Raw genomic sequence first — 12,798 nt, 5'->3', positions numbered from 1 at the left:
TAAAATAATTGAGATCTAATAAAGATACAATATAGATACAATTCCATTAGATGGACCAGTACAGATGGGAGCAATACAGAGGGAATTGAACAGATCCTTAGAGCCGTGTGAGTTCTTCCTCACCGGGTTTTATTTCCCTTCTAATTGCAAGCAACAAAAAAATCCTGAATAACCATCAGGATTGTCAACGAGGCCTGTAAATCGGCTAGGTGGAGTCACATAAAGCTCTTTTTATGGGGACTGCTAATGTTTAAATGAATCCACGAGACACAATTACTAACAGGATGAAAAGAACCAAGATAACACCAGTAGACGTAAAGTGGGAACCAAACCCGCCTGCAATATCACCCATTAAGAAGCCCTCCCTATTATCATGATACGTCTCCATTATATTGAATGTATCCCCGCCTCGGCCCTGTTAAAAGCCTATAGGGGTGAAATTAGGCGGATTTAGCAATCCTTTTGCGTTCTTTAGCGCAGCTATGACACATCTTCCCGCACTTTGAGATTCCTTGACATGGTGCTTCAAGCATTCGTTTCCACATACACCATTAGCAATGGGGCTCTCCCAACAGAGAACCCAAGGGATAGCCCCATTCCATTTACTCCTTGATGGCCCCGATCATGACCCCTTTCACGAAATACTTCTGAAGGAAAGGATACAGCAGCAGAATCGGGACGGTGGCGACGATAATGGTCGCGTATTTAATCGTCTCTCCTATAGGCATCTTATCCGCCGCACCAGCTCCGGTGAGCATGCTGTCCGTACTGTTCGTAATCAGAATTTCGCGCAGCACGAGCTGCAGCGGATACAATTCACGGTCTCGCAAGTATATGAGCGCTCCGAACCAGGAATTCCAATGCCCAACACCGTAGAATAGAATCATGACCGCAATAACGGGCAGAGACAACGGCAGAATAATGCGGACAAGCACGGTGAAGTCGTTCGCGCCGTCCAGCTTGGCCGATTCCTCCAGACTTATCGGAATGCCTTGAAATGCCGTGCGCATTATAATCAAGTTGAACGCACTCACCGCACCCGGAACAATGAGCGCCCATAGGCTGTCCAGCATGCCTAGACCGGTCACGAGCAAATAGCTTGGAATCAACCCGCCCGAGAAGAACATCGTGAACACGATGAAGAACATAATCGGGTTTTTCCACATTACATTTTGCCGCGATAACCCATACGCGCCGAGCGCCGTCATGAACACGTTCACGAAGGTGCCGACTACGACGATGAACAAGGTATTCAAATACCCGCTCGTAATCATCGGATTCTCGAAGACGAGCCGATAGGCATCCCATGTCAATCCGTGCGGGAACCAGATGAGTCCGCGCTGCTGAACGAGCCATGACGGATCGCTGAGCGAAGCGAACAGCACGTACACGAACGGATATAACGTGACCAGACAAAGACATATCATGAACAGGATATTGAAAAATTCAAAAATTCGTTCGCCAATCGACAATTTATTCACCAGCTGGTCCCTCCTCTGTCGCATTTGTTCATCAACTGCAGCTCCCCCTCTACCACAGCTTCGTATCGCTTGCGCGACGGCTCACCGTGTTCGCCAAAATGAGAAGCGCGAAATTGATGATGGAGTTGAATAGTCCGATGGCCGTACTGTAGCTGTAATTCGACTCCAACAGACCTTTGCGGTATACGTATGTGCCAATGACATCAGCGGTTTCATACGTCGATGAATTGTACATCAGCAAGATTTTGTCTGTGCTGACGGACATGAGGCTGCCCATCTGCAGAATAAGCAAAATGATAACCGTCGGCATAATGCCCGGAATCGTAATATGGAGCACCTGGCGCCACTTCGACGCGCCGTCCACTTTGGCCGCTTCATACAGCGAAGGATCGATGTTCGATATCGCAGCCAAATAAATGATCGTGCCCCAGCCTACCCCCTGCCAGATGCCAGACGTAATATAGATGCTCCGAAACCATTCCGGCTCCCGCAAGTAGGCGACAGCTTCGACGCCTAACCATCCTAAGATGTTGTTGATAAGCCCGTCTCGTGCCAGAAAATCAACCATCATCCCGACGATGACGACAATAGAGATAAAATGTGGAATATAGGTAATCGTCTGTACGGCGCGCTTGAACATGTGATGGCGGATTTCATTCAAGAGCAACGCCAATATAATCGGTGCGGGAAACGAGAATACAAGCTCATAAAAACTGAGCAACAGCGTGTTGCGGACGATTCTCCAAAAGAAGTGGCTGTTGAAAAATTCTTCGAAATATTTTATGCCTGCCCACGGGCTTTCAAGAAATCCCAAGGCTGGGGAGTAATCTTTGAATGCGATTTGAATCCCGTACATCGGTCCGTAATGAAAGACAGCATAGTACACGACAACGGGCAGCAGCATCAAATAAATATACTTGTTCATCTTGGCGTCTCGGATCACGCGCCGAATAAAGCCCGGTTGTGCTTGGGATCCGGTATGCGCCGTCGCTTTCTCTGGTACCGGCATGTCATTCCCTCCTTATGAAGAAGATTCGTGCCGGAATACCCGGCACGAATGTGTGCTCCTTATCGCTTATTGAATCGATCCAAAGCAGCCTGTTGCACTTTAATCGCATCCTCAATCCCCATCGACTTAATCGTCTCGACGAATTTATCGAAGTTGTCGATCGGTTCTGCGCCCATGATGAACTTATCGAACATTTCCGCCTTGTACGTATTGATATCTGCCATAATCGAAGCATAGGAGGAGCTTTCTTCCGAGGTCGGTGTCAGCGACGGCAGCAGCTTGCTGCGGTCGGCATCCAGCCAGTTCTTCATCGCTTCCTTCTGCTCTGGAAGCTCAATATATTGCTCGATGTAACGTTTGTCCTGCACGAACGGACCGGACCAGTTCACGGGCATATATTTGGCCATCGCTTGCGCGACCGGCAGTCCGTCCGGGTTGTTCATAATTTCGTCCGTATATTTCGGATAGCCGTTCTCCATCTTGTAGCTTTCGCCCTCGACGCCGAAGTTGAACAAGATATGCCCTTCCTCGCCATATTTATAGTCCATCCACTTTACGATTTCCTCCGGATTGCTGGCCGAAGCGGAGACAGCTGCCCCGACGCCAGCAAAGGGCGAGTCTGCCTGGCCAAGCGCTTTTTGACCCGGAATAGCAGTCGGATAAGGCGCGCCAACCAGCTTGAAGCTCGGATCCTTCTCCTTCATCAGGTTCATGTAGCGTCCGACACCCGAACCGTTGTATGTTACGAGGGAACCGAGCAGGTTGCCCGTCATTTTCGCATCCTGCAGCTTGCCATCGGTCGTGGCATAATCTTTGTCCAGCAAGCCCTCCTTATACCAACGGTTTAACATGGTTACATAATCCTTGTATTGCGGTTGAATCGGGCCGTACTTGATGACCTCGCCTTCTCTGTAGAAACCGTCTGTAATGCCATACGCGCCGACAAAGGCTACATTGATATCACGCAGAAGGAACGGAATCTCATCTTTCTTGCCGTTCCCATTCGGATCTCCGTCGCGGAAAGCGATGAGCATTTTCTCCCATTCCTCAATTGTCGTCGGCACTTGAAGCCCTAGCTTATCGAGCCAATCTTGACGAATTGTCGGCCCCATGAATGTCAACAGCTCCTGTTCCGGACGCAAGAACGGAAATACATAGATATTGCCTTCGTCCGTCGTGACGAGCTTCTTCAAATCAGGTCGATCCGCCAACACTTTGCTCAAATTCGGAGCATACTTCTCAATCAGCTCATTCAAGCGGAGAATCCGCTTCTCTTTAATCGCTTGATCCGGCCCCTTGGCTACCCCACCCCACGAATACTCAATGACGTCAGGCAGCTTGCCGGAAGCTAGCATCAGATTGAACTGATCGGCTTCTTGACCAGAAGGCGGATGCTGGAATTCGACTTTCGTTCCTGTCCGCTTCTCCAGTTCTTTGTAGGCTCCCATCTCGCTGAAGCTCTTCATGACGGTCCCCGCATTTCCCATCGAAGCCCAATACGTCAAGGAAGCGGGTAATTTCACTTCCTCTGCCGGAATATCAGTGGAAGGAGCCGCTTCTGGCGCCTTCTTCTCACTGCAGGCCGAGAACATGGTTGCGATCATGACGAGAGATACCATGATCAGACTTGCTTGTCGCCACGAGTGACGTTTCATATCTAATGACCTCCCATCGGAATTGGTATGATTCCAACTATAGCGAGCTCCTCGCGAGACAGTAAGTAAACGTTTTCAATCTAAGTTAACCGAATGTATGCATGCTCACTTACCGTTTTTAAGATCGGTTAACCATTCTTCCGATCCGCTTGCTGCTCCAGCATTTCACGATATTTTCCCGGTGTGATTCCCTCGTTCTTCTTGAAGAAGCGCAAGAAGCCTACATCACTGGCATACCCTACTCTTTGCGCGATTTCGGATATCGTCAGAGTTCCGTCCGCGAGCATTTTTTTGGACTCCTGCATCCGCAGCTCCGCGATGTATTCCGTTATGTTGCGCCCGCTATACTTTTTGAAGAAGGCCGAAATATATTGCGATGTCATCTCGAACTCGGCTGCCATCGTATTCAGACTCAGATTGGGATCATGAAAATGCTTGCCGATGTATTCCGCCATCCCCCGGTACAAACGGTCATGATGATCGCTGCGTTCCCTCCGGATGTAATGGCACAGCGTGCGAAAATGCTGCATAATCTGCTCCTGCATGTCCTCCACTGCTATCGGCCGCGCTGCCAATCGAGCGGGATCGACCGACTCGCCGAACACTTCAAGGTCATCCACCTGAATGCCGTTCAATATTTTCATTAATGTCGTTAACAAATCAATGGCCAAGCATCGCACCCGGTCCGGCGTGACATGATCTTGCTGCCAATTCATGACGAATATTTGCTGCAGCAGCTTTTCCGCAACATCCGCTTCCCCGCTCTTGACCACATTCATTAATTGAATCTCTGTCTCAATCGGATAATGGTAGAACGGCGACTTCACCGAGTGAATGTTCTCGTAGTACATGATCGATTCGATACCATGAATAATCCAATAATCGAGCGCCATCATCGCTTCGCCATACGCGGTCCCGATCTGATCCATTCCGCGGTAAATGGGGCTAACGCCAAAGGCCAGCGACAGCTTGAACCGCTCCTGCACCGCCTCTTTCAGCCGGCACAACAGTTCATCCCGGATCGAGCAGACGGATTCCGAAGACTCGGCCACATTGAGCAGCACCGCCAGCCGATCACGCTCCATTTCCACAATATAGCCTTGCTCCTGCAGCAGTTCATGCCCGAGATTCGTAAGCACGAACCGCACCAATCCCCATTCACGCTCCGTGTCGCCTTGGATGAACCGGGAGCAGTCCACAATATGTATGAGAATGACACCGTAATAATCGTGAGGCAGCCGAATGTCCATGAAGCTAAGCGTCTCCTTCATGCCATGGGACAGATCGACGTGTCCGCGAATGAGGCGGGACAGGAAATTGGCCTGCAGCACCGGCGACTGTTCCGCCAACGTTTGCCGCAGCTTGTCCTCCTCATCCATAGAGCGGATGACTGATTTCTTAATCAAATCAAATTCATCGCGGTACGTCTCCCCCTCCGAGGATTTACGGTGACTCAACATCTGCACGACATCTCTAATTGGCTGATAATACCGGAATGCCATCACATAGGATGCGCCAAGCCCTGCAGCAAGACATCCGACGAGGACGAACAGCGCCCATTTTTTAATAACGAGCACGTCCTTCAATACGACCTTTTTCGGAATGACCGATACATATTTCCAACCGTTGCTCCCGTTCACGTCCGACAGTATCATTCGTTCACCGTTGATGTCGATTTCATTGTAACCGTTTGCAAAATGAAGATGCTTCCAGATTGCTGCAGCACTATTGTCACGCAGCGTAGACATAAGCACTTCTTGCTTCTCATTGAAGATGACCAGGGAGCCATTGTTCACGCCTTCGATCTGGGTCAACATATTCTTCATCTGCTGTTCTTCAATAAGAACTATCAGTTGTCCTTGGATGTCCGATACATATTCATAAGGAAGGGACTGCACGAAGGTGATCGTATTGGATTGCACGTTCCCTTGCTTGACCGGTTCGGATGGCAAATAGGTCTTATGATGAAATCCAGCGAGCAGGCGTTCCCGAACCCAGCTGTAATCTCTTCCTGGAAACATAGTGATTTGTTGAAAGAACAAGGATGAATCCGTCTTCATGTCTGGAGTGAGAATCATGTCATTTGTTTGAAAGTAAATGAAAAAATCACTGATGAAGCTGCTTATATTTTTATACTTCTTCAACTCTTTCAACGCTTCAATCACTTTCATTTGCTTCTGCAGACTTTCGCTGCCCGCATTGTTCAAGAGCCACTTCACCTTCGGGTTGAGCGCCACCTGTGCAGTGAGCTGATCCACTTCCTTCAATCGAGAATCCGTAATCTGATTCAGCTGCTTCAACAGCCCTACGTTCGTGCGAATCGCATTGTTGATCATGATCTGTTCGATGCGCTGGTAGAAGATGCCTCCAACCGTCACAGGCAGCAGCAAAATGACAAGGTACGATAGTAAAATCGTAATAAACACGCTTCTTCTCGTCATTCTCCTCTTCCAGATTCGCGCAAGCCAACGAACATTCATTCCTTTTCCCCCTTTGTTCTCTTGGTTCTTGGATACGGACTTGAAAATAATGACTTATTATAGTCCATCTATTATTACAATGACGGAGGAGTCAATCCTTATAAGCTCGATCGGGCTGTTGGAAAAGGCGAAAAGCAAAGGCGTGCGCGTACGCGCATTCGGGAATCAACGGGAGATATTTTGAGGACATTACGGTCGTCTACGGGGCAGCGCAATCCTGATGCAAATCTATTTGCATACGAGTCCCTTCATGATGACATAGCTTCACCATTGATCAAAACAGGCAGCAGCATCGATGCTGCTGCCTGAGCTTGGCGTAATGGCCGAGAGATCGGCTTCCATAGCTGTTGAAACAAAACATAGGATGGTTCATCTGCAACCGTCAAAGAGCTTCGACATCCTGATTATCGTCCGTTATGCCCGTCCAGCCGCGATATCGCGAACAAGCGGCACGAACCAATCCGTCACGTTACGGAATGCAAATCCGTGCTGCTGCGCTTTCGTCGTGTCCATGAACCAGCTGTCTGCCGTGCCGAATGGAGACTTATGCCCATCGTCCAACTCGGACGTATCAGAAATCACGTGCGCCTGCTGTCCGACTGCTTCTTCGACGGTAGTGACGATTTCCCGCAGCGACAGCTCTCCTGTCGAGCATGCGTTCACCGGCCCTTCCACAGCGTTGTCCTTCAGCCAGGCCAGGAATTCCGCCGCTTCGTCAGAGCTGATGAATGACAGCTTCGCCTCCAGAGAAGGAATGCCGATTGGCTTATCTTGCCGCACATGCTCAACATGAAAATGAAGACGCTTCGTGTAATCATCCGCTCCAAGCACGATCGGAAAACGGACCGTACAGACCGGAAACGAGGCTTTCTGCAATAGCACCGCTTCCGCGCAGCGCTTTCCTTCCTTGTAGCTGTACTCAGATTGTTCCTCCAACTGGATTGGGTACATATAGGGGTTGAAATCCGATTCACTTCTTCGCTCTGGACCGAACTCGTAGACTGATAAGCTGGACGTCAATATGTATCGTTGTACCCTGCCGGCGAAGATGGCGCAAGCTTCCTCCGCTTCTTGCGGCGTGAAGCAGATATTGTCGTACACAACATCCCATTCGGCTGATCCGATAGCGGACTCGAACGCCACGGAATCGGTGCGGTCCACCGTAATCCGCTTCACCGCATTCCCGAACGAATCCGCAGTCTTCCCTCTTGTTGCTATCGTCACGTCTGCGCCTTGCCGCAGCAACGCCTCTACCAGCTTTTTGCCGAAAAAGCGAGTTCCCCCTAAAACTAACACTTTGTTCATGAAAATCTGCCTCCTTCGTTCTTTTGATTGATTCGTTCTTTCCACATTATAAAGCACCGGAACCTTCGGCACAGCTAGCAAGTTCAAGCTTCCCCCGCCCATGTATTGACGACTCCATATATGCAGACATGATACTGGATGAATCGGCTTCGGACAGGGCGTGTCTTCTGCCACATTAATTGTCCGGCATCTCTTCATGTTGTAGTATTATAAGGTATTCCATCATCATGTTCATCTGCTATATACGCTAGCTGAAACCGCATCGATGTATTGTTTTCCAAAGTCATAACAGCCAGCATGTCCAGCCTATAACGATACGTTGCCAAGACTTCTCTCCATTCTCCCTCTCGTTCAGAAGGGGTATCCATAGGATGAAGTTAACTTTGATATACATGTCTACAGTAATCTTACTCCTCAGACAATGCGGCAGCATTACCGTTCGATCACACGTCTTGCGCCTGAGACAGGCGGGAATCGTTGGTACTGGCCTGACCCAAGGGGAGAATGATTGGAACGCGTTCAACTAATTTAGACTGTGTTTCATCCAATGGATTTGGCAATTAGCCAGCGATTGCTGAGCAATAAGCGAGAAAGCATTGGAGCGCATGGGATAATTCCAATGAAGCACCGCATTAAGAGGATTATATGCTGTTTTAGCTGCACAAAATCCAATCGGATGAGCATCATCCAGATTTTAAGTCAAATTATATCGCTAAGAATCCCCCTCATGTTAGTTAGCTTGCGCCTTGGGGTGTGGGTGCTTCAAAATATTGAATATGTTAATGTCGATTCTATAGAAAAAAGGTGAGGCTCTTGCTGCAATCATTAAAGGCTATTCAATCCTACAGACAAGGCGAAACCGCACTGCTGGAGGAGAACCGCTGGTTGGAATACATCGTGACGGCCGAGGAGCGGATTGTCAATCTCGAACGAATTCAATCGCTGCGGCAGCTCGCGAATTCCAACCCGGTGCTTGACTATGTAGAACGGACACTGCAAGAGTTGGCACGCATGCCGTTGTCCTTCTGGATTAAGGAAACAGTGGAAACGGTGCTGAAATGGTCAGAGGCCGCCAAGGGCGGGACCGTGCGCCAGCGGATCGTCTGGCAGGAACAGGGCGTGTCGCTGTTCGCCCATAACGTCGGCTCCGCTCAGATCTATAAGCAGCACGTCGCTGACAACAGCCATGAACGCAGCCAGCTTACGCACACGCTTATTTATACGCATGGACTTATCGGACAATATTTGCGCGGAGAAGTGCCTTTAATCGAAAACGCTCCCTTATTTCAATTGGTGAAGCAGGGTATCGTATCGTCCCGGGAGCTGCGGGATCTGCTTCTGCCGCTGAATCGCTGCGTCATTGCCGCGGTCTCGCCCGAATTGTGGAATTCGCTGAAGAGCCGGGTCGAGGACGTTGTCGATCAGATCGTGACAGGCCAATTCGATAACGCCTTCTCCTTGCAGGAACGGTTCCGTCACTTGCGGGAGCTGTCTGTCCGCAGCGGCGAAAACGTGGAGGCCGAGCTGGCGAAGCTGGAAATCCAACCGCATATTATGACCGCGCTCCGTGCATTGAATGACAAAACCTTATGGTTCGTCGAAGCGGCCTTACATGAGTTTTCGTTCGAAGAATTCATCAAAATCTTCCTCATGACCTTAGCTGCTCCGCAGACGGAGCATGTGCGCCATATCAGCTTCGAGCGGTTGATGAACAGCATGTATTATGATTTCAAAGGCCGGAAGAAAATAAATGTTTACAAAAAACGGATGATCGAAAAGGCATTGCGGGAACTCACTTATGAAGATATCAGGAACCATCGCACGCCGGATAGTCCGCATCTGACCTTCCATATTGATCATCTTGATGAAGCACAGGACAGTATGTATGTAAACTTCGAATTCTCTGCCGCCGCGGAAAAGTTGATCGACTTCTGCATCGAAGCCGAGAAGACGCCGCTCTATGAGAAAGCGATTCTGATGCTGTTCGACTTGTTCGAATTGCGGCGCGACGCATACGATCGGTTCCATAATGAAGAGGATTATTTGTCCGATATGAACCGGTCTGCGGATTATAAGCAAGTTATTCTCGATTATGTGACCGGAGTCGGCGTCATCGATATCGGCCCTGGCGGAGGGATCATGCTTGACTTGATTGAGGACCGCCTGCCCGGCACACAGGCGATTGGAATCGATATTTCACAAAATGTCATCGAGACGCTTGAGCGCAGGAAGCAGCGTGAGAACCGGAGCTGGCGCGTCATGAAGGGCGATGCGCTTAACCTTAAGCAATATGTCGAGCCGGGGAGCATCGATACGATCATCTTCTCGTCCATCCTGCATGAGCTGTACTCCTATATCGAATATGAAGGAAGAAGCTTCAACCATGACACCGTTGCGGCCGCCCTCCGGAGCGCATTCGATGTCCTTCCGCCGGGCGGCCGCATCATTATCCGCGACGGGATTATGAGCGAGCCTGCGGATCAGAAGCGGATCATCGCGTTCCGCAAGGAAGACGGCATGTCGTGGCTGGAGCGGTACGCCAAAGATTTCGCCGGAAGAAAGATTCGATATGAGCGTTTGTCGCCATACGAAGTGTTGATGCCGATAAATGACGCCATGGAGTTCCTGTATACTTACACTTGGGGACCTGAAGCGTATGTCCACGAAGTCCAAGAGCAATTCGGTTATTTCACACCGTCGCAATATGGGAATTTCATCGTGAAGACATTGGGCGCTCGCGCTGTCATCATCAAGTGCGATCATTACTTGCAGGACGGCTACACAGAGGCGCTTGCGCCGAAAACGTCCTTCATGAACGAACGTAGAGAGCCGGTGCCATTTCCCGACAGCACCTGTCTCATCGTCATCGAGAAGCAATAACGGCAATCACAAAGCCAAAACAGAAGGCCGGTCAATTAAAGACCGGCCTTGATTCGTATCGTACGTTAAAATCCTTGCTCGGCTGCGTATTTGCCCCAATGCGGACGGCCGCCGTCGGCATCGGTGAACCCGTATTCATCCGATAAGCCCCACGTGCTGAACGACTGCCCCGACTTGTCCATCCGATCCGGGTCGGCCGCCAACGCCGCTACAGCTCTCCCGATATAGGTTGGCGTCTCCGACATCAAGAAGTGCGGCTCTTGCTTCCCTGCCTCTCTCCAATTATCCTCGCTAACCCCGAAATGTTCGAGCATCGCTTCTGAGCGCAGAAACCCGGGGGTAACAGCGACTGCCGCAACCCCGTGTGGACGCAGGTCTTCTGCCATCGCCCCAGCCAGATGGATCGCCGATACCTTGGCAAGGCTGTAGTACATGTTGCCCCGGTACCGATAATCCGTGCCGTCTGTAATCTCGATGATAAGCCCTTGCCGTCGTGCAACCATAAGCGGCGCTCCGTAATAGCTCGTCATCACGTGCGAGTGAACCGCCCGCTGCTGCATGAGCAAGCCGTTCGCAAGTGAGTGCTCCCAGAAGCCTTTGCCCCATTCCGTCAGAGGATCTCCTCCCCACACATCGTTCACCAATATATCGAGCTGCCCGTTCTGTTCTTCTTTTATCCGTTCAAAAAGCGCCTTTACTTCCTCCTCCACCGTATGATCCACGCGTACAGGAATCCCCTTTCCCCCGTTCGCCGTCACCATTTCGGCCGTATCTTCAATCGTTTCGCTCCTCCCCATGCTGGAGAGTTGTCCGCGTACACTGCGGCCCGTGCAATAGACCGTCGCACCCGCTTCTCCCAGCATGGCAGCGATTCCCCGTCCTGCCCCACGGGTCGCTCCAGCGACAACGGCAACTTGATTGCGCAATGGCATCATCCTTGCCCTCCTCATCTCATTTGACTACTGTTTTAGATTATCAGAAGATATATGACAACTACTGTCATATTGGTCGTGGCCGGATAAAATTATCAAATAACCCGCAGGGGCACTTTTTCAAAGTATCCATCCTACGGGTTACAGTTTGTTGTCAGTTGCTTATTTTCGACCAATACCACTTATGATAGCCTTAGATTATGAGGATTTAACATTAACGTATAACACTGTAAAACGAAAGGAACAGTGTAGTACAATAAGTTCATTGTTGCAGAATGAGAAGAAGAGTGGGGTTCACGAATGATGAAGTTAAGGGAATATCTAAATATAAATTTTCCAGGACTTATTTTGAAACCAAGCCTTTATAATCAATGGGATAAAGGCATTCACTTTGAACTTGGAAAAGGAATGTATCAAATTAAGGATGATGGTAAGCTTAATCTTAAAATGTTTGACCGAGTATATAGCCAGGCATTGTCTCTTTTTAACAGTCTTTTTTCTGAACAAGATGAAATTTTCCTTGTTACAAATGTTTATCAGCGAAAAGCTTATAAAAACAGAGTAAATCGATTAAAAGTCTACAACCGCTACATAAATGATAAAGATTTAAAATTTCATTTAAAGCAGGAGACTTTGCCATATATGTTCGACGACGAAGAAGAAGCTGATGACTATTATACTACTCAGTATTTCTTAAAGTGCAGCAAACGAGATTTACGATACCCCATGCTAATTAAAGCAATTTGTAATCAAGATTTTCCTTTGAAACCCAAATTAGTCAGGGAAAACGGTTCATATTATCCAGATGTATTTTTCATAAATGCCACAAAAAATCTAATCTTTTTTATTTATGATGATAGAGGATGTGAAGTCATTTCAACTAATAGAGAAACCATACTCCCATCATATGAAAAGTACAACGATTGGCTTGATGAATATAATCGTGAAGAGATTGAACAACTTTTTAAATAACTATTTCCCTCTTATTTCTTGTTGGATTAACGGGTGCATTGGTTATATAAGTATATATAAATCCCAATATTCAGTAGTTCTACT

The 12,798-nt window shown here is 48.9% G+C and carries 9 protein-coding genes; 2 read left to right on the top strand and 7 right to left on the bottom strand.

The window, feature by feature from the left end:
- Positions 1-250: 250 nt before the first annotated feature.
- From A372_RS38915 to A372_RS0129520, 6 genes are all read right to left on the bottom strand, one after another.
- Entirely contained in the window at positions 251-352 is a 102-nt protein-coding gene (locus tag A372_RS38915; protein ID WP_019424551.1) for a hypothetical protein, read from the bottom strand.
- A gap of 250 nt (positions 353-602) precedes the next feature.
- Positions 603-1,427 carry a carbohydrate ABC transporter permease gene (locus A372_RS0129545; protein WP_407672929.1) on the bottom strand — a complete coding sequence of 275 codons (825 nt, stop codon included), beginning with the start codon at positions 1,425-1,427 and terminating at the stop codon, positions 603-605.
- Positions 1,428-1,530: 103 nt separating this feature from the next.
- Positions 1,531-2,490 (bottom strand): ABC transporter permease, encoded by a 960-nt coding sequence (locus A372_RS0129540; RefSeq protein ID WP_019424549.1) that lies wholly within the window; start codon positions 2,488-2,490, stop codon positions 1,531-1,533.
- A 59-nt stretch (positions 2,491-2,549) separates the two neighbouring features.
- A complete protein-coding gene (locus tag A372_RS0129535) occupies positions 2,550-4,145 on the bottom strand; it encodes an extracellular solute-binding protein (protein ID WP_019424548.1) in 1,596 nt (531 codons plus the stop codon).
- 128 nt (positions 4,146-4,273) lie between these two features.
- A complete protein-coding gene (locus A372_RS0129530) occupies positions 4,274-6,625 on the bottom strand; it encodes a helix-turn-helix domain-containing protein (protein WP_019424547.1) in 2,352 nt (783 codons plus the stop codon).
- Positions 6,626-7,039: 414 nt separating this feature from the next.
- Positions 7,040-7,930, bottom strand: coding sequence for an NAD-dependent epimerase/dehydratase family protein (locus A372_RS0129520; protein WP_026011361.1), 891 nt, complete (start codon positions 7,928-7,930; stop codon positions 7,040-7,042).
- Positions 7,931-8,743: 813 nt separating this feature from the next.
- Here A372_RS0129520 and A372_RS0129515 point away from each other — a divergent pair.
- Positions 8,744-10,810, top strand: a complete 2,067-nt coding sequence (locus A372_RS0129515) for a class I SAM-dependent methyltransferase (RefSeq protein ID WP_019424543.1) — start codon at positions 8,744-8,746, stop codon at positions 10,808-10,810.
- Positions 10,811-10,875: 65 nt separating this feature from the next.
- Here A372_RS0129515 and A372_RS0129510 read toward each other — a convergent pair whose 3' ends face one another.
- On the bottom strand, positions 10,876-11,745 hold the full coding sequence (locus A372_RS0129510; RefSeq protein WP_019424542.1) for an SDR family oxidoreductase: 870 nt from the start codon (positions 11,743-11,745) through the stop codon (positions 10,876-10,878).
- A gap of 300 nt (positions 11,746-12,045) precedes the next feature.
- On the opposite strand from A372_RS0129510, the gene A372_RS0129505 reads away from it, so the two are divergent.
- Positions 12,046-12,714 (top strand): DUF3885 domain-containing protein, encoded by a 669-nt coding sequence (locus A372_RS0129505; RefSeq protein ID WP_026011360.1) that lies wholly within the window; start codon positions 12,046-12,048, stop codon positions 12,712-12,714.
- The last annotated feature ends 84 nt before the right edge of the window (positions 12,715-12,798 follow it).

Source organism: Paenibacillus sp. OSY-SE (assembly GCF_000283315.1).
In the GTDB taxonomy this organism is placed as follows: domain Bacteria; phylum Bacillota; class Bacilli; order Paenibacillales; family Paenibacillaceae; genus Paenibacillus_B; species Paenibacillus_B profundus.
Note: the sequence above shows the minus strand (reverse complement) of the source record. Positions and strands in the feature narration are given on the sequence as shown.